The 17,185-nt window shown below is 63.0% G+C and carries 20 protein-coding genes; 14 read left to right on the plus strand and 6 right to left on the minus strand.

Features of this window, described 5'->3' with window-relative positions; all coding sequences use genetic code 11:
* Positions 1 to 92: 92 nt before the first annotated feature.
* From GFU70_RS26845 to GFU70_RS26860, 4 genes are all read right to left on the minus strand, one after another.
* Entirely contained in the window at positions 93 to 2,153 is a 2,061-nt protein-coding gene (locus GFU70_RS26845; protein ID WP_116643653.1) for a methyl-accepting chemotaxis protein, read from the minus strand.
* 177 nt (positions 2,154 to 2,330) lie between these two features.
* On the minus strand, positions 2,331 to 2,870 hold the full coding sequence (locus GFU70_RS26850) for a chemotaxis protein CheW (protein WP_058544374.1): 540 nt from the start codon (positions 2,868 to 2,870) through the stop codon (positions 2,331 to 2,333).
* A 10-nt stretch (positions 2,871 to 2,880) separates the two neighbouring features.
* Positions 2,881 to 3,246: a twitching motility response regulator PilH gene (gene pilH, locus GFU70_RS26855; RefSeq protein ID WP_058544375.1), complete on the minus strand. Its 366-nt coding sequence runs from the start codon at positions 3,244 to 3,246 to the stop codon at positions 2,881 to 2,883.
* Positions 3,247 to 3,293: 47 nt separating this feature from the next.
* Positions 3,294 to 3,722 carry a response regulator gene (locus tag GFU70_RS26860; protein ID WP_003206467.1) on the minus strand — a complete coding sequence of 143 codons (429 nt, stop codon included), beginning with the start codon at positions 3,720 to 3,722 and terminating at the stop codon, positions 3,294 to 3,296.
* A 224-nt stretch (positions 3,723 to 3,946) separates the two neighbouring features.
* On the opposite strand from GFU70_RS26860, the gene gshB reads away from it, so the two are divergent.
* The 7 genes from gshB to GFU70_RS26895 all read left to right on the plus strand — a co-directional run bounded on the left by gshB (position 3,947) and on the right by GFU70_RS26895 (position 9,999).
* A complete protein-coding gene (gene gshB, locus GFU70_RS26865) occupies positions 3,947 to 4,900 on the plus strand; it encodes a glutathione synthase (RefSeq protein WP_064106883.1) in 954 nt (317 codons plus the stop codon).
* Positions 4,901 to 4,976: 76 nt separating this feature from the next.
* Entirely contained in the window at positions 4,977 to 5,873 is an 897-nt protein-coding gene (locus GFU70_RS26870) for an energy transducer TonB (RefSeq protein WP_116643652.1), read from the plus strand.
* 231 nt (positions 5,874 to 6,104) lie between these two features.
* Positions 6,105 to 6,674 carry a YqgE/AlgH family protein gene (locus GFU70_RS26875; protein ID WP_058545932.1) on the plus strand — a complete coding sequence of 190 codons (570 nt, stop codon included), beginning with the start codon at positions 6,105 to 6,107 and terminating at the stop codon, positions 6,672 to 6,674.
* Positions 6,674 to 7,111 (plus strand): Holliday junction resolvase RuvX, encoded by a 438-nt coding sequence (ruvX, locus tag GFU70_RS26880; RefSeq protein WP_003177497.1) that lies wholly within the window; start codon positions 6,674 to 6,676, stop codon positions 7,109 to 7,111. Before GFU70_RS26875 ends, ruvX begins: the two co-directional genes overlap by 1 nt.
* An 84-nt stretch (positions 7,112 to 7,195) precedes the next feature.
* On the plus strand, positions 7,196 to 7,702 hold the full coding sequence (pyrR, locus tag GFU70_RS26885) for a bifunctional pyr operon transcriptional regulator/uracil phosphoribosyltransferase PyrR (protein ID WP_058545933.1): 507 nt from the start codon (positions 7,196 to 7,198) through the stop codon (positions 7,700 to 7,702).
* 24 nt (positions 7,703 to 7,726) lie between these two features.
* The gene (locus GFU70_RS26890) at positions 7,727 to 8,731 is read left to right on the plus strand and encodes an aspartate carbamoyltransferase catalytic subunit (protein ID WP_064106885.1); all 1,005 of its coding nucleotides are present in this window, start codon (positions 7,727 to 7,729) and stop codon (positions 8,729 to 8,731) included.
* Positions 8,728 to 9,999 carry a dihydroorotase gene (locus GFU70_RS26895; RefSeq protein WP_116643651.1) on the plus strand — a complete coding sequence of 424 codons (1,272 nt, stop codon included), beginning with the start codon at positions 8,728 to 8,730 and terminating at the stop codon, positions 9,997 to 9,999. Before GFU70_RS26890 ends, GFU70_RS26895 begins: the two co-directional genes overlap by 4 nt.
* A 119-nt stretch (positions 10,000 to 10,118) precedes the next feature.
* On the opposite strand, the gene GFU70_RS26900 is transcribed toward GFU70_RS26895, so the two are convergent.
* Entirely contained in the window at positions 10,119 to 10,547 is a 429-nt protein-coding gene (locus GFU70_RS26900; protein ID WP_003206477.1) for an NINE protein, read from the minus strand.
* Between the two features lie 249 nt (positions 10,548 to 10,796).
* On the opposite strand from GFU70_RS26900, the gene GFU70_RS26905 reads away from it, so the two are divergent.
* Positions 10,797 to 11,408 (plus strand): C40 family peptidase, encoded by a 612-nt coding sequence (locus tag GFU70_RS26905; RefSeq protein WP_116643650.1) that lies wholly within the window; start codon positions 10,797 to 10,799, stop codon positions 11,406 to 11,408.
* A gap of 159 nt (positions 11,409 to 11,567) precedes the next feature.
* Here the strand turns inward: GFU70_RS26905 and GFU70_RS26910 are convergent, their stop codons facing one another.
* Entirely contained in the window at positions 11,568 to 12,602 is a 1,035-nt protein-coding gene (locus GFU70_RS26910) for a type IV pilus twitching motility protein PilT (RefSeq protein ID WP_153389044.1), read from the minus strand.
* A gap of 53 nt (positions 12,603 to 12,655) precedes the next feature.
* On the opposite strand from GFU70_RS26910, the gene GFU70_RS26915 reads away from it, so the two are divergent.
* From GFU70_RS26915 to metW, 6 genes are all read left to right on the plus strand, one after another.
* The gene (locus GFU70_RS26915; protein WP_063323964.1) at positions 12,656 to 13,342 is read left to right on the plus strand and encodes a YggS family pyridoxal phosphate-dependent enzyme; all 687 of its coding nucleotides are present in this window, start codon (positions 12,656 to 12,658) and stop codon (positions 13,340 to 13,342) included.
* 35 nt (positions 13,343 to 13,377) lie between these two features.
* A complete protein-coding gene (proC, locus tag GFU70_RS26920; RefSeq protein WP_058543295.1) occupies positions 13,378 to 14,196 on the plus strand; it encodes a pyrroline-5-carboxylate reductase in 819 nt (272 codons plus the stop codon).
* 10 nt (positions 14,197 to 14,206) lie between these two features.
* Positions 14,207 to 14,797 carry a YggT family protein gene (locus GFU70_RS26925; protein ID WP_058543294.1) on the plus strand — a complete coding sequence of 197 codons (591 nt, stop codon included), beginning with the start codon at positions 14,207 to 14,209 and terminating at the stop codon, positions 14,795 to 14,797.
* A 5-nt stretch (positions 14,798 to 14,802) separates the two neighbouring features.
* Positions 14,803 to 15,096, plus strand: coding sequence for a DUF167 domain-containing protein (locus GFU70_RS26930; protein WP_064106886.1), 294 nt, complete (start codon positions 14,803 to 14,805; stop codon positions 15,094 to 15,096).
* Positions 15,097 to 15,406: 310 nt separating this feature from the next.
* Positions 15,407 to 16,546: a homoserine O-succinyltransferase MetX gene (metX, locus tag GFU70_RS26935; RefSeq protein ID WP_058543292.1), complete on the plus strand. Its 1,140-nt coding sequence runs from the start codon at positions 15,407 to 15,409 to the stop codon at positions 16,544 to 16,546.
* Between the two features lie 7 nt (positions 16,547 to 16,553).
* Positions 16,554 to 17,174 carry a methionine biosynthesis protein MetW gene (gene metW / locus GFU70_RS26940; RefSeq protein ID WP_058543291.1) on the plus strand — a complete coding sequence of 207 codons (621 nt, stop codon included), beginning with the start codon at positions 16,554 to 16,556 and terminating at the stop codon, positions 17,172 to 17,174.
* Positions 17,175 to 17,185 lie beyond the last annotated feature (11 nt).

Here is a 17,185-nt window from a genome sequence, read left to right on the forward strand (position 1 = left end):
AAGAACCGCGTTATCTTCATCGCGGGCAAGCCTTGCTCCCACAGAAACCTCCTCGCCACAAAAAGCCTTTTCCAACGGATGGATCCGGTTGGTCACCCTTTTTCCTCATCGCCAGCCGCTGCCGTCGGCAACGTGAACCCCGACACCGAACGACGCAGCTGGCTGGCCATTTTCGCCAGGTTGCCGATGCTCTCGGCAGTGGCGGTGGAACCGGACGAAGTCTGCGAAGTGATCTGCTGGATCACGTTCATGGTCAAGGAAATCTGCCCCGCCGAGGTGGTCTGTTGCTGCGCCGCGTTGGAAATGCTCTGGATGAGCGCCGCCAAGGTCTTGGACACACCTTCGATTTCTTCCAGGGCGACGCCGGCGTCCTGGGCCAGTCGCGCACCGCGCACCACTTCGGTGGTGGTCTGCTCCATGGAAATCACCGCCTCGTTGGTGTCAGCCTGGATCGCCCGCACCAGGGTCTCGATTTGCCGCGTCGCCGCCGAAGAGCGCTCGGCCAGGCGCTGCACTTCATCGGCCACCACCGCGAACCCGCGCCCGGCATCCCCGGCCATGGACGCCTGGATGGCGGCGTTGAGGGCCAGGATGTTGGTCTGGTCGGCGATGTCGTCGATCAGGCTGACAATGTCGCCGATTTCCTGGGATGACTCACCCAGGCGCTTGATGCGCTTGGCGGTGTCCTGAATCTGCTCGCGAATGTTATCCATGCCATGAATGGTGTTGTGCACCACCTCATTACCCTTGTTGGCAATCTCCACCGACCGCTCGGCCACCGCCGACGACTCGGCGGCATTGGCCGACACCTGGTCGATGGACTGGGCCATTTCATTAATTGAAGTCGAAGCTTCGGAGATTTGCTGGGCCTGGTGCTCGGAAGCCTGGGCCAGGTGCATCGCCGTGGCCTGGGTTTCCTGCACGGCAGCCGCGACCTGGCCGGCGGTGAGGTTGATGGTCGCCACCAGATCGCGCAGTTGATCCACCGAGTAATTGATGGAGTCGGCGATGGTGCCGGTGAAATCCTCGGTGACCGAGGCCGTGACGGTCAGGTCGCCGTCGGCCAGGTCTTCGATTTCATCCAGCAACCGCATGATCGCGTTCTGGTTGCGCTCGTTCTTTTGTGCGGTTTCGTGCAACTGGCGGTTGGTTTCGCGAACCATCACCAGGCCGATCAGGATGATCGACATCAGCGCCAGCAAACCCAGCACATAGCCGCCGATGGTGTTGATGGAACGCCCACTGGCAAGGTTTTCGAAGGCCGTGGCCAGGTGCGAAGCCTCGTCAAGCAGGGTCTGCGACAGGTTGAAGATGTTGCCGGCCGATTCGCGAACCTTGAACAGCTCCGGGGAGGTCTCGAGGATTTCGTCCACCGAACCGGAGACGAACTCGAAGAGTTCGCTGATTTCACTCAGGCGTGCCCGGGCATCGCGGTCCTGGACCTGGGATATCTTCAAGGCCGGGTCACCTTGCAACATGCCATTGAGCACCTGGCCAAAACGCGCGGCGTCGCGACCGAAGGTGTCGGCGGCCTGGCTGGCATTTTCGTCCCCCGCCAGCACGGTATTCACCGCGCCGAGAATCCGTTCGGCCAGCAGCGACTGGCGCTGGGCCATGGCCACCTGGGTGGCCGGCGCGCCGCGTTGCAGCAGGATCTCGACGACTTTTTCGTATTCGACCTGCAGCTGCGGCACGGTTTCGGCCAGGGTCGCCGCCACCTGGTGCAGCGACAGCACGGTCTGTTCGCTGGAGAGGATGGCATCGGTGTTCTTGAGCAGGCGTTCCCAATCCAGCTGCACGGCGCGCATCTGCGGGCGCAGGGTGGCGGGCGCAGGGGGCAGGCCGGTCACCGGGTCGCCCTGTTTCAAGGAACCCCAGCGCTGGGCGAAGTCATTGCGCGCATCGCTGAGCAGCTTGAACGCCGCAGGCTTGCCGGCGGCGGCCTCGGTGGCGTTCTTGGCGATGCGCTGGGACAGCACCCGCAGCTCACCGGCATGGCCGATGTACTGTTTGTCATAGGTCGATTGGGTGTTGAGGTACGCAAAGTTGGCGAACAGCAGCATGATGAAGACGATCAGCGCGACGAACAGCACGATGATCTGCGAACGACTGCGCGACGCTTCCAGTGGCTTGCCTGTTTTTGCTTTGATCATCGGTTCTCGCCTGTGCTGCCCAATCTATCCACAATCCCAAGCCCGACTGGATTCCCCGTAGGAGCTGCCGAAGGCTGCGATCTTTTGATCCTAGGGCGTATGCCAAAGCAAGCTGTCTGTTGGAAAGATCAAAAGATCGCAGCCTTCGCCAGCTCCTACCCTGAGTTGCGCTGTCGCCTAAATCGCCACATCCATGAACCCTGGCGAGCGCGCCAGGGCAAACGGGCTGAACACTTGCCACTCGCGCTCGCCGCCAAACCGGCCCTTGACGAAGGCCGCTTCCGGGCCGTCGAGGTCGTCCGTCAGCGTCGGTTCCAGGCGGTCCTGGGCAAAATGCTGCAGCCCAAGGACCTCGTCCACCAGCAACCCGGCGAATACCTCGTCGTGATCCACCACCAACACCCGTCGCTGCTTGCGCACGGTCGACAGCTCGTGACCAAAGAACCCGCACAAGTCCATCAACGGCAACAAGCGCCCGCGCAGGTTAGCCACTCCACGCACCCACGGCTTGACCCCGGGCAAATGCGTGTGACGTGGTTCGTGCAGCACTTCGCTGACTTCGCCCATCGGCGCCACGTACCAGTGCTCGCCCAGACGAAAGCCGATGCCGCTCCAGCCGGCGCGGTGGGTCGGCTGAGAGGGCAGGTCCGCCCCCAGCAACCGGCAGCGCCGGTCGATCTGCAGCAGCAGTTCGAATGCGGTCAGGGATTGGCTCATGGCCGCGCCGTCAGCCCGCCAGCACTTTGTTCAGGGTTGCGATCAGGGTTTCTTCGTCCACCGGTTTGGTCAGGTAGTCCTTCGCCCCTTGGCGCGTGCCCCAGACCTTGTCGGTGTCCTGGTCCTTGGTGGTAATGATGATCACGGGGATGTGGCCGGTGTCCGGGTCCTTGGTCAGCTGGCGCGTGGCCTGGAAACCGTTGAGGCCGGGCATGACGATGTCCATCAGCACCGCATCGGGTTTTTCCTGGCGGGCCAGGGCCACGCCATCGGCGCCATTCTCGGCCTTCAGGACCTGATGGCCGTGCTTTTCCAGCATGCCGGTCAGTTTGTACATTTCAGTCGGCGAATCATCGACGATCAGAATTCGTGCCATGGTGTTCCCCATTTTTTGTTGACCCCGGGCCCGGTGGCCGAGTGTCATTAATGTGCCTGGTGCGGCTGGACAGCGGCAAAGCCCGGGACATGGGCCTGTATCGCACCCAGCAGTTCTTCCTTGCTGAACGGCTTGGTCAAAAACTGATCGGAACCGACGATGCGCCCCTTGGCCTTGTCGAACAACCCGTCGCGGGACGACAGCATGATCACTGGCGTGGCCTTGAACGCACTGTTGTTCTTGATCAGGGCACAGGTCTGGTAGCCATCGAGGCGCGGCATCATGATGTCGACAAAAATGATGCCCGGATGATGGTCGGCGATCTTGGCCAGGGCATCGAAGCCATCGACGGCCGTGATCACCTCGCAGCCCACGTTGCGCAGCAAGGTTTCGGCGGTGCGGCGGATGGTCTTCGAGTCGTCGATGACCATGACCTTCAAGGCGCTGGGTTGCTGCTGCGTGAGATGCTCTGCCATTGCCACTGCGAACCGGTTTTTAACGCGTAAGTGTGATCGACAGCGCAAACCCTTGATGTTCAAGGCCCGCACGTCACATGCCAGCCTTTTTAGCACAGTCTCCATCGCCGATCTATCGGCCGCTTGGCACGGTGGTTTTTCCTTGACCGCCAATCTTCCGGGCGCCACTCTGACGCCACTTTTTCACGCCAATATGTGCCCATCAAATTTCGAGGAACCAAGCCATGAGCGTACGCGTCGGCATTGTCATGGACCCTATCGCCCGCATTTCCTATAAAAAGGATAGCTCGCTGGCCATGCTGCTGGCCGCTCAGAAGCGCGGCTGGGAGCTGTTCTACATGGAGCAGCGCGATCTCTACCAGGCCGAGGGCCAGGCTCGGGCGCGGATGAAGCCGCTGAAAGTCTTCGCCAACCCCGAAAAATGGTTTGAGCTGGGCACCGAGCGCGATGCGCTGCTCAGCGACCTGGACGTGATCCTGATGCGCAAGGATCCGCCGTTCGACATGGAGTTCGTGTACTCCACCTACCTCCTGGAGCAGGCTGAAAACGCCGGTGTGCTGGTGGTCAACAAGCCCCAGAGCCTGCGCGACTGCAACGAAAAGCTGTTCGCCACGCTGTTCCCGCAATGCACGCCGCCAACCATCGTCAGCCGTCGCCCGGACGTGTTACGCGAATTTGCCGACCATCACGGCGACGTGATCCTCAAGCCCCTGGACGGCATGGGCGGCTCCTCGATCTTCCGCCACACCGCTGGCCACCCTAACCTCTCGGTGATCCTGGAAACCCTGACCTTGCACGGCAAGCAGCAGATCATGATCCAGGGTTACCTGCCGGCCATCGTCGATGGCGACAAGCGCATCCTGATGATCGACGGCGAACCGGTGGATTATTGCCTGGCGCGCATCCCGGCAGCTGGCGAAACCCGCGGCAACCTGGCGGCCGGCGGGCGTGGCGAGGCGCGCCCGTTGACCGACAAGGACCGCTGGATCGCCGCCCAGGTCGGCCCGACCCTGCGCGAAAAAGGCCTGCTGTTCGTAGGCCTGGACGTGATCGGCGAGCACCTGACGGAAATCAACGTCACCAGCCCGACCTGCATCCGCGAGATCGACAATGCCTTTGGCACCGACATCGGCGGCATGCTGATGGATGCCATCGATCAGAAGCTCAAGGCTCGTTGATCCAGATCTGCTGAAGGAAACCCACATTGCGTTATCATGCCCGGCCTGAAAAAAACGCGATGTTGGTTTCCTTGTCATGACACTCCCGTCCGATCTGCCCCAAGAGCTCGCCCATCGTAGCGTGCGCCCGGCTGATCGCCTCGGTTTTACCCTGTTCCTGGCGGCGTTGATCCACCTGGCCCTGCTGCTGGGCGTCGGTTTTGCCACGGTCGAGCCCAAGCAGATCAGCCAGACCCTGGAAATCACCCTGGCCACCTTCAAGAGCGAGACCAAGCCCAAGAAGGCTGATTTTCTCGCCCAGGAAAACCAGCAAGGCAGCGGCACCCTGGAAAAAAAGGCGACCCCCAAGACCACCGAGATCGCGCCGTTCCAGGACACCAAGGTGCAGAAAGTCACCCCGCCGCCAGCTGCAAAGCCCGAAGTGAAGGAGACGGCGCCCAAGGCAGCCGTGACCACCGTGGCGCCGAAGCCGAAAAAGGCCCCGGTCAAGGAAGAGGTCAAGCCTGATCCCAAGCCCAAGGCCCCCGAACCCACCTTCGACAGCTCACAGTTGTCCAGCGACATCGCCAGCCTGGAAGCCGAACTGGCCCAGGAGCAACAGCTCTACGCCAAGCGCCCGCGCATCCACCGCCTGAGCGCCGCCTCGACCATGCGCGACAAGGGCGCCTGGTACAAGGACGAGTGGCGCAAGAAGGTCGAGCGCATCGGCAACCTCAACTACCCCGACGAAGCGCGGCGCAAGCAGATCTACGGCAACCTGCGGCTAATGGTCTCGATCAACCGTGACGGCTCGCTGTATGAAGTGCTGGTGCTCGAATCCTCCGGCCAGCCGCTTTTGGACCAGGCCGCCCAGAGGATCGTGCGCCTGGCCGCGCCGTTTGCACCGTTTACCGGGGACCTGTCGGACATCGACCGCCTGGAGATCATCCGCACCTGGAAGTTCGCCCGTGGCGACCGGCTCTCCAGTAACTGACTCAGGCCTGAGCCCGCCACAGATCCCTTGTGGGAGCGGGCCGTGTGGGAGCAAGGCTTGCTCGCGATGAAAGCGCCGCGGCCTCTTGAGAACCGCAGCGCCTGGATCGCGAGCAAGCCTTGCTCCCACAAAGCCCTCTCCCACATTTGGTCGGAGTCGCCAACCAGATCGAGACATTTCCTGCACATCCCCAGCTTGTCAGTTCGGCCCTGCCCCGCCACACTAGCGCCTATGAAAAACGTCAGCCCCACCTACCTCAAGCATCACTTCCTGATTGCCATGCCGCACATGGCCGATCCGAATTTTGCCCACACCTTGACCTACATCGTCGAGCACACGGCCAATGGGGCCATGGGGCTGGTAATCAATCGCCCGCAGGAGCTGAACCTGGCGGACATCCTGGAGCAGTTGCGCCCCGAAGTGGAACCGCCACTCTTGTGCCAGCACGTACCGATTTTCATCGGTGGCCCGGTGCAGACCGACCGCGGCTTCGTGCTCCATCCGTCGGGCCCCAAATACCAGGCCACCGTGGATCTGGACGGGATATCACTGTCCACCTCCCAGGACGTGCTGTTCGCCATCGCCGACGGCGTCGGCCCGCAAAAGAGCCTGATCGCCCTCGGCTATGCCGGTTGGGAACCCGGGCAACTGGAAGCCGAACTGGCCGACAACGCCTGGCTGACCTGCCCGTTCGATGCCGACATCCTGTTCAACACCAGCAGCGAACTGCGCCTGGAAGCGGCGGCCAGCCGGCTAGGGGTCAACCTCAGCCTGCTCACCAGCCAGGCAGGACACGCCTGATGGCCCTGCGCTTGCTGCTGGGTTTCGATTACGGCACCAAACAGATCGGCGTAGCGGTCGGCCAGGTCATTACCGGCCAGGCCCGCGAGTTGTGCACCTTGAAGGCGCAAAATGGTGTTCCGGACTGGAACCAGGTCGAAGCGCTGATCAAGGAGTGGAAACCCGATGCCGTGGTGGTCGGCCTGCCGCTGAACATGGACGGCACGCCCAGCGACATGTGCCTGCGCGCCGAGAAATTCGCCCGCCGGCTCAATGGCCGCTACAACCTGCCCTTCTATACCCATGACGAGCGCCTGACCACGTTCGAGGCCAAGGGTGAGCGCCTGGTGCGCGGCGGGCAGAAAGGCAGTTACCGCGACAACCCGGTGGACGCCATCGCCGCCGCCCTGCTGCTGCAAGGCTGGCTCGACGCCAACGCCGCCCTGTTCGAAACCTGATTTTTTGAAAGCGCCGCCAAGGCGCTTTCTCTTAGCGATAGACCGCGCCACTCACCACCGGCCCGGGAACCTGAAGGAGCCAGCATGAGCCTGCCCAATCCTGCCGAACTGATCAGCCAGATGGCGATTCGTCTCAAGGCACACCTGGAACACCGCGGCATCAGCGACCCGCGCTACATCGGTATTCGCACCGGTGGCGTCTGGGTCGCCCAGGCCTTGCTCGAAGCACTGGGCAGCCAATCGCCACTGGGCACCCTGGACGTGTCCTTCTACCGCGACGACTTCAGCCAGAACGGCCTGCACCCGCAAGTGCGCCCCTCGGCCCTGCCGTTCGAGATCGAAGGCCAGCACCTGGTGCTGATCGACGACGTGCTGATGAGCGGTCGGACCATCCGCGCCGCCCTCAATGAACTGTTCGACTACGGCCGCCCGGCCAGCGTGACGCTGGTGTGCCTGCTGGACCTGGACGCCGCCGAGCTGCCGATCCGGCCGAACGTGGTCGGTGCGACGCTGACGCTGGCCGCCCATGAGCGGGTCAAGCTCTCCGGCCCGTCGCCGCTGCAACTCGAACTGCAAGACCTTGCCCTTTAACTGCCCTTGTAAGAGTCCATCGCGATGACGCCTCTCGAAACCAAGCGCCCGCTGCAGCTCAACGACCAGGGCCAGCTGCAGCACTTCCTGTCCCTCGACGGCCTGCGCCGCGAGCTGCTGACGGAAATCCTCGACACTGCCGACTCGTTCCTGGAAGTCGGTGCCCGGGCGGTGAAGAAAGTCCCATTGCTGCGCGGCAAGACCGTGTGCAACGTGTTCTTCGAAAACTCCACCCGCACCCGCACCACCTTCGAACTGGCGGCCCAGCGGCTGTCGGCGGACGTGATCACCCTCAACGTGTCCACGTCCTCGGCGAGCAAGGGTGAAACCCTGCTCGACACCCTGCGCAACCTCGAAGCCATGGCCGCCGACATGTTCGTCGTGCGCCACGGCGACTCCGGTGCAGCGCACTTCATTGCCGAACACGTCTGCCCGCAAGTGGCGATCATCAACGGCGGCGACGGCCGTCACGCCCACCCGACCCAGGGCATGCTGGACATGCTGACCATCCGTCGGCACAAGGGCGGCTTCGAGAACCTGTCGGTGGCCATCGTCGGCGACATCCTGCACTCGCGGGTGGCCCGCTCGAACATGCTGGCCCTCAAGACCCTCGGCTGCCCGGACATCCGTGTGATCGCGCCCAAGACCCTGCTGCCCATCGGCGTCGAGCAATACGGCGTGAAGGTCTACACCGACATGACCGAAGGCCTCAAGGATGTGGACGTGGTGATCATGCTGCGCCTGCAACGCGAGCGCATGACCGGCGGCCTGCTGCCCAGCGAAGGTGAGTTCTACCGCCTGTTCGGCCTGACCACCGCCCGCCTGGCCGGGGCCAAGCCGGACGCTATCGTCATGCACCCGGGGCCGATCAACCGCGGCGTGGAGATCGAGTCGGCGGTGGCCGACGGGCCGCACTCGGTGATTCTCAACCAGGTGACCTACGGCATCGCCATCCGCATGGCCGTGCTGTCCATGGCCATGAGCGGGCAAACGGCCCAGCGCCAATTCGACCAGGAGAACGCCCAGTGAAGCTCAGCATTCTCGGCGCACGCGTGATCGATCCAGCCAGTGGCCTGGATCAAGTGACTGATATTCATATCGATGCCTGCAAGATCGTCGCCCTTGGCGCAGCGCCGGCCGGTTTCGTCGCGGTCGAGACCCTCGACGCCCAAGGCCTGGTGGCCGCTCCCGGCCTGGTGGACCTGAACGTCGCCCTGCGCGAGCCGGGCTACAGCCGCAAAGGCAGTATCGTCAGCGAGACCCGGGCCGCCGCTGCCGGTGGCGTGACCAGCCTGTGCTGCCCGCCGCAGACCAAACCGGTGCTGGACACCTCGGCCGTGGCCGAACTGATCCTTGACCGCGCCCGCGAGGCCGGCAACACCAAGGTTTTCCCCATCGGCGCACTGAGCAAAGGCCTGGACGGCGAGCAACTGGCCGAGCTCATCGCCCTGCGTGACGCCGGTTGCGTGGCGTTCGGCAACGGCCTGAACAGTTTCCGCAACACCCGTACCCTGTGCCGTGCCCTGGAATACGCGGCGACCTTCGGCCTGACGGTGATCTTCAACTCCCAGGACCACGACCTGGCCGAAGGCGGCTTGGCCCACGAGGGCCCGACCGCCAGCTTCCTCGGCCTGCCGGGCATCCCGGAAACCGCCGAGACCGTGGCCCTGGCCCGGGACCTGCTGTTGGTCGAGCAAAGCGGCGTGCGCGCCCACTTCAGCCAGTTGACCAGTGCCCGCGGCGCGGCGCTGATCGCCCAGGCCCAGGCCCGCGGCCTGCCGGTGACCGCCGATGTGGCGCTCTACCAGTTGATCCTGACCGATGAAGCGCTGATCGATTTCAACAGCGTCTACCACGTCCAGCCGCCGCTGCGCACCCGCGCCGACCGCGATGGCTTGCGCGAGGCGGTGAAATCCGGGGTGATCTCGGCCATCTCCAGCCATCACCAACCCCACGAACGCGATGCCAAGCTGGCACCGTTTGGCGCCACCGAGCCGGGCATCAGCAGCGTCGAACTGCTGCTGCCGCTGGCCCTGACACTGGTGGAAGACGGTTTGCTGGACCTGCCGACCCTGCTGGCGCGCCTGAGCGCCGGTCCGGCCCAGGCACTGCAATTGCCGGCGGGGAAACTCGCGGTGGGCGCCGCGGCGGACCTGGTGCTGTTCGACCCTGCCACGTCCACCGTGGCCGGTGAAGCCTGGCGTTCCAAGGGTGACAACTGCCCGTTCCTCGGCCATAGCCTGCCGGGAGTGGTGCGTTACACCCTGATGGATGGGCGGATTACCCACCAGGCCTGATACCGCGCCGCGCCTATCGCGAGCAAGCTCGCTCCCACAGGTGGATCTTTGGTGAACACATGATTTGTGAACATCTCGATCCAGTGTGGGAGCTTGCTCGCGATGCAGGCGACCCGGTCTTACTGAAAAGCCCCACGCTTCTGCGCATTACGAATCGACACCTGATCGTTCAGCGTCCAGAAGTCATACAGCACCCCCAGGAAAAACACCCCGCCGGTCAGCAGGTAAAGGATCCCGCTGAGCCATTTGCCCTGGTACATGCGGTGTACGCCCAGCACCCCGAGAAACGTCAGAAGAATCCACGCCACGCTGTATTCGATGGGCCCCGGGGTGAAACGCAGGTCCGCTTCGCGGTCCATGGCCGGAATCAGGAACAGGTCGATCAACCAGCCTATGCCCAGCAGGCCGAAGGTGAAGAACCAGATCGTGCCCGTGACCGGCTTGCCGTAATAGAAACGATGGGCCCCTGTGAACCCGAAAATCCACAGCAGATACCCAATGACCTTGCTGTGGGTATCGCGGATTGCATCCTGCTGATAGCTGTTCATGAATGGCCTCTTTTGCCTCGATAGATAAATTTTTTCTGACTTTTTGTGACTTTTTCGTGTCTGGCCGACAAACGGTTCTCGGCGCCCCGAACCGACGAAAGCCCCGTGGCATAGGGGTTCTGTCGGACAATCCGGTCAATTTGTCGCATTTTGCTGGTTTTTGCGCGGCGTTTCGAATCGACAAACGGCCTCGGAATGGCAAAAAAAGCTGTTATAAAGTTGCGCGCCAACCTTTAAGAGCCCTGCCTAATGCGTCCATTTTTCAAGACATGGCTAACCCTCTGCCTATTATTGCCACTGGCCGCCCACGCCACCAATCGTGAGCAACGTCTTCCCAACGTCAACGGCTATACCCCGAAATCCCATGTTTCTGCTTCCTTGAGCAAGAACAAGCCAAGCGCCCAGCGCGTGAGCACGGCCAACAGCAAGCTGGTCCCGCCGATGGCGACCAAAACGAGCAGCAATGTGTTGAGTCGCGCCGTGAATGTACTCGGCACACCTTACCGTTGGGGCGGCAGTAGCCCAAGTAAAGGTTTCGATTGCAGCGGGCTGGTGAAATACGCCTTCAACGACGCCACCTTCGACCTGCCGCGCACCTCCAACGCCATGGCCACCGGTCATGGCGAGAAAGTCGAGCGCAAGGATCTCAAGCCAGGCGACCTGATCTTCTTCAAGCTCAGGAGCCGCCGGGTCAACCACGTGGCCATCTACCTGGGCAACGACCGCTTCATCCACGCCCCGCGCCGTGGCAAGTCGGTGAGCATCGATACCTTGAACAAGCCGTATTGGAACAGTCATTACGTGATAGCCAAGCGCGTGCTGCCCAAAGAGCCGGGGGCGATGCGCGTGGTTCAGCGCTGAAGAGCGCATGGCCTTTAGCTAGGTTGCACTTGTAGGAGCTGCCGAAGGCTGCGATCTTTTGATCCTGATCTTTCGCTCTCGACTCAATCGGCAGTGGAAAGATCGCAGCCTCGTTGCACTCGACAGCTCCTACAGGGACTGCCGCCTCCCTGTTCCTGCTTAGAAGTTATCCGGCGTACGCGCCCGCTCCCGCGCATGCTCGCGGCTGATCAGCCCCTTGTTCACCAAGTCCTTCAGGCACATGTCCAGCGTCTGCATCCCCAGCGAGCCGCCGGTCTGGATGGCCGAGTACATCTGCGCCACCTTGTCTTCACGGATCAGGTTCCGAATGGCCGCGGTGCCCAGCATGATTTCATGCGCCGCGATCCGGCCGCCGCCGATCTTCTTGACCAGCGTTTGGGAAATCACCGCCTGCAACGATTCCGACAACATCGAGCGAACCATGGACTTCTCGTCACCGGGGAACACGTCCACCACCCGGTCAATCGTCTTGGCCGCCGACGTGGTGTGCAGGGTGCCGAATACCAGGTGCCCGGTTTCGGCGGCGGTCAGCGCCAGGCGAATGGTCTCCAGGTCGCGCATCTCCCCCACCAGGATCACGTCCGGGTCCTCCCGCAGGGCCGAACGCAGGGCCGTGGAGAAACCCTGGGTGTCGCGGTGCACCTCGCGCTGGTTGATCAGGCATTTGCGCGGTTCGTGAACGAATTCGATAGGGTCTTCGATCGTGAGGATGTGATGGTGCTTGTGGCTGTTCAGGTAATCGATCATGGCCGCCAGGGTGGTGGACTTGCCTGAACCGGTCGGCCCGGTCACCAACACCAGCCCGCGAGGGGCCTCGGTCACTTTGCGAAACACCTCGCCCATCCCCAGGTCTTCCATGGTCAGGACTTTCGACGGAATGGTGCGGAACACCGCCCCCGCACCGCGATCCTGGTTGAAGGCGTTGACCCGAAACCGCGCGACGCCCGGTACGTCGAAGGAAAAATCGGTCTCCAGAAACTTTTCGTAATCTACGCGTTGCCGGTCGTTCATGATGTCGTAGATCAGTTCATGAACCTGCTTGTGGTCCAGTGCCGGCAGGTTGATGCGCCTGACATCGCCATCGACGCGGATCATCGGTGGCAGCCCGGCGGACAGGTGCAGGTCCGACGCGCCCTGCTTGGCGCTGAACGCCAGTAACTCAGTGATATCCATAGCGCTCCTCAATTCCAGTAGAATGCCGCGAACCTCACCGCTGGCGCTTCCTTATGTCCACGATAGCAGACAACATCGCTCAGGTTAGTTCGCGCATCCGCGCTGCGGAGCAGGCCGCCCAGCGTGCCGAACACAGTGTCCAACTGCTGGCCGTGAGCAAGACCAAGCCCGTCCAGGCCCTGCGCGAAGCCTATGCCGCCGGCCTGCGGGACTTCGGCGAGAACTACCTGCAAGAAGCCTTGGGCAAACAGCTCGAACTGACCGACCTGCCCTTGATCTGGCACTTCATCGGCCCCATTCAATCGAACAAGACGCGCGCTATCGCCGAACATTTCGACTGGGTGCATTCCGTGGATCGCTTGAAAATTGCACAGCGTCTGTCCGAGCAGCGTCCGGCCGACCTGCCACCGCTGAACATCTGCATTCAGGTCAACGTCAGCGGTGAAGCCAGCAAATCCGGCTGTACCCCAGCGGACCTGCCCGCCCTGGCCAGCGCCATCAGCGCCCTGCCCCGCCTGAAACTGCGCGGGTTGATGGCGATTCCCGAACCCACCGAAGACCGCGCCGCCCAGGATGCTGCCTTCGCCGCTGTCCAACGCCTGCAAGCCAGCCTGGCGCTGCCGCTGGACACCCTTTCCATGGGCATGAGCCACGACCTTGAGTCGGCCATTGCCCAGGGCGCCACCTGGGTGCGCATCGGTACAGCCCTGTTTGGTGCCCGCGACTACGGTCAATCCTGAAACATGGCCGACTCATCTCTTTATAAGGACCTGTCATGAGCAACATGCGTATTGCCTTCATCGGCGCCGGCAACATGGCCGCCAGCCTGATCGGCGGCCTGCGGGCCAAGGGCCTGGACGCTTCCCTGATCCGCGCCAGCGATCCGGGCGAAGCGACCCGCACCCGGGTGAGCGCCGAGCACGGCATCGAAACCTTCGCCGACAACGCCCAGGCCATCGACGGCGCGGACGTCATCGTGCTGGCGGTCAAGCCGCAGGCGATGAAAACCGTCTGCCAAGCCCTGCGCCCAAGCCTCAAGCCCCATCAACTGGTGGTGTCGATTGCCGCCGGCATTACTTGCGCCAGCATGAACAACTGGCTCGGCGAGCAGCCCATCGTACGCTGCATGCCCAACACCCCGGCGCTGCTACGCCAGGGCGTCAGCGGCCTGTTCGCCACTTCCCAAGTGTCCACCGCACAACGCCAGCAGGCCGAGGAGCTGCTGTCGGCTGTCGGCCTGGCACTGTGGCTGGACACCGAACAGCAACTGGACGCCGTCACCGCGGTCTCCGGCTCGGGCCCCGCGTACTTCTTCCTGCTGATCGAAGCCATGACCGCCGCCGGCGAGAAACTCGGCCTGCCCCGGGAAACCGCCGCTCAGCTGACCTTGCAGACCGCACTGGGCGCCGCGCACATGGCGGTGTCCAGCGACGTCGATGCGGCCGAACTGCGCCGCCGTGTGACCTCGCCGGCCGGCACCACCGAAGCGGCCATCAAATCGTTCCAGGCCGGGGGCTTCGAAGCCCTGGTGGAAAAAGCACTCGGCGCCGCCGCGCACCGCTCGGCCGAAATGGCCGAACAACTGGGCCAATAAGGAGTCATTCATGATTGGATTGAACACTGCAGCGGTGTACGTGCTGCAAACCCTCGGCAGCCTGTACCTGCTGATCGTGCTGCTGCGCTTCGTGCTGCAACTGGTGCGCGCCAACTTCTACAACCCGCTGTGCCAGTTCATCGTCAAGGCCACCCAGCCACTGCTCAAGCCGCTGCGTCGGATCATCCCGAGCCTGTTCGGCCTGGACATGTCGTCGCTGGTCCTGGCTATCCTCGTGCAACTGGCGCTGATGGCCCTGACCCTGCTGCTGACCTACGGCACCACCGGCAACCCGCTGCAACTGCTGATCTGGTCGATCATTGGCGTGACCGCGCTGTTCCTGAAGATTTTCTTCTTCGCCCTGATCATCAGCGTGATCCTGTCGTGGGTCGCACCGGGCAGTCACAACCCGGGCGCCGAACTGGTGAACCAGATCTGCGAGCCGGCCCTGGCGCCGTTCCGCCGTATCCTGCCGAACCTCGGCGGCCTGGATATCTCGCCGATCCTGGCATTCATGGTGCTCAAGCTGATCGACATGCTGGTGATCAACAACCTGGCGGCGATGACCATGATGCCGGAAATCCTGCGCCTGCTGATCTGACCCACGTGAGCTACTTTCGCTGGGATGGCGACGACCTGATCCTGGAGTGTCACCTGCAACCGGCAGCCCGCAGCGATGATTTCGCCGGGCTGCACGGTGACCGCCTGAAGATCCGCCTCACCGCCCCGCCGGTCGAGGGCAAGGCCAACGCATACTTGATGGCGTTCCTGGCCAAGGCGTTTGGCGTGTCCAAGAGCCAGGTCAGCCTGGTCAGCGGCGAATTGAACCGGCAGAAACGGGTGCGCATCCATTCGCCGAAGAAACTGCCGGAGTTGCCGGGCCTCGCCCGGCCCACCTGATCCGGCTTGGATCGGGGGCATGGTTAACCCTGTGGCGAGGGAGCTTGCTCCCGCTGGGAGGCGCCTGCAGGAGCTGCCGGAGGCTGCGATCTTTTGATCTTGATCTGTTGTGCGTTCGCTCACGACTCAATTGCCTGGGGAAAGATCGCAGCCTCGTTGCACTCGACAGCTCCTACAGGGCCGCTTCGCGCCCCAGCAGGAGCAAGCTCCCTCGCCACAAAAACAACGGCGGACAATCAGCCGCGCCTTTGCTTGCCGCCCGCCACAGCGGTCTTTAGACTTACGCCTCATTTCAACGCGAGCAGGGTCGATGCCAGCTGCCTTTCCCCCCGATTCCGTTGGTCTGGTGACGCCGCAAATGGCGCATTTCAGCGAGCCCCTGGCCCTGGCCTGCGGCCGTTCGTTGCCAGCCTATGACCTGATCTACGAAACCTACGGCACCCTCAATGCCACGGCGAGCAATGCCGTGCTGATTTGCCACGCCTTGTCGGGGCATCACCACGCCGCCGGCTACCACAGCATCGACGACCGCAAGCCCGGCTGGTGGGACAGTTGCATCGGCCCGGGCAAGCCCATCGACACCAGCAAGTTCTTCGTGGTCAGCCTGAACAACCTGGGCGGCTGCAACGGCTCCACCGGCCCCAGCAGCCTCAACCCGGACACCGGCAGACCCTTCGGCGCCGATTTCCCGGTGCTGACCGTGGAGGACTGGGTCCACAGCCAGGCACGCCTGGCCGATCGCCTCGGTATCGGCCAGTGGGCAGCCGTGATCGGCGGCAGCCTGGGGGGCATGCAAGCCCTGCAGTGGACCATCACCTACCCGGACCGCGTGCGCCACTGCCTGGCAATCGCCTCGGCGCCCAAGCTGTCGGCGCAGAACATCGCCTTCAACGAAGTGGCACGCCAGGCGATCCTCACCGACCCCGACTTCCACGGCGGCTCGTTCCAGGAGCACGGCGTGATCCCCAAGCGCGGGCTGATGCTGGCGCGGATGGTCGGGCACATCACCTACCTGTCCGACGACTCCATGGGCGAGAAATTCGGCCGCGGCCTCAAGAGCGAAAAGCTCAACTACGACTTCCACAGCGTCGAGTTCCAGGTCGAGAGCTACCTGCGTTATCAGGGCGAGGAGTTCTCCGGGCGTTTCGACGCCAACACGTACCTGTTGATGACCAAGGCACTGGACTACTTCGATCCGGCGGCGAACTTCGACGATAACCTGGCGAAAACCTTCGCCAATGCCACCGCCAAGTTCTGCGTGATGTCGTTCACCACCGACTGGCGCTTCTCCCCGGCGCGCTCGCGCGAGCTGGTGGACGCGCTGATGGCCGCGCGCAAGGACGTCTGCTACCTGGAAATCGACGCGCCCCAGGGTCACGACGCCTTTTTGATCCCGATCCCGCGCTACCTGCAGGCGTTCGGCAACTACATGAACCGTATAACGCTGTGAGGACGCCATGAGAGCCGATCTGGACATCATCCAGGAATGGATCCCCGCCGGCAGCCGCGTGCTCGACCTGGGCTGCGGCAACGGCGAACTGCTGACCTGGCTGCGGGACAACAAGCAAGTCAGCGGCTACGGCCTGGAAAACGACCCGGACAACATCGCCGAGTGCGTTGCCAAGGGCATCAACGTCATCGAGCAGGACCTGGACAAGGGCCTGGGCAATTTTGCCAGCAACAGCTTCGACATCGTGGTCATGACCCAGGCGCTGCAAGCGGTGCACTACCCGGACAAGATCCTCGACGAAATGCTGCGGGTCGGACGCCAGTGCATCATCACCTTCCCCAACTTCGGCCACTGGCGTTGCCGCTGGTACCTGGCGAGCAAGGGTCGCATGCCCGTTTCGGAGTTCTTGCCCTACACCTGGTACAACACGCCGAACATCCACTTCTGCACCTTCGAGGATTTCGAAGCGCTGTGCCGCGAGCGTCAAGCCAAGGTCATCGATCGCCTGGCCGTGGACCAACAGCACCGCCACGGGTGGGCCAGCAAGCTATGGCCTAATCTGTTAGGTGAGATAGGCATCTATCGGGTCAGCAGCCCAGGCCTTAACGATCATCAGGTCGCGGTCTGAGCCCCGGCCTT

This window comes from Pseudomonas brassicacearum (assembly GCF_009601685.2).
In the GTDB taxonomy this organism is placed as follows: domain Bacteria; phylum Pseudomonadota; class Gammaproteobacteria; order Pseudomonadales; family Pseudomonadaceae; genus Aquipseudomonas; species Aquipseudomonas kilonensis_B.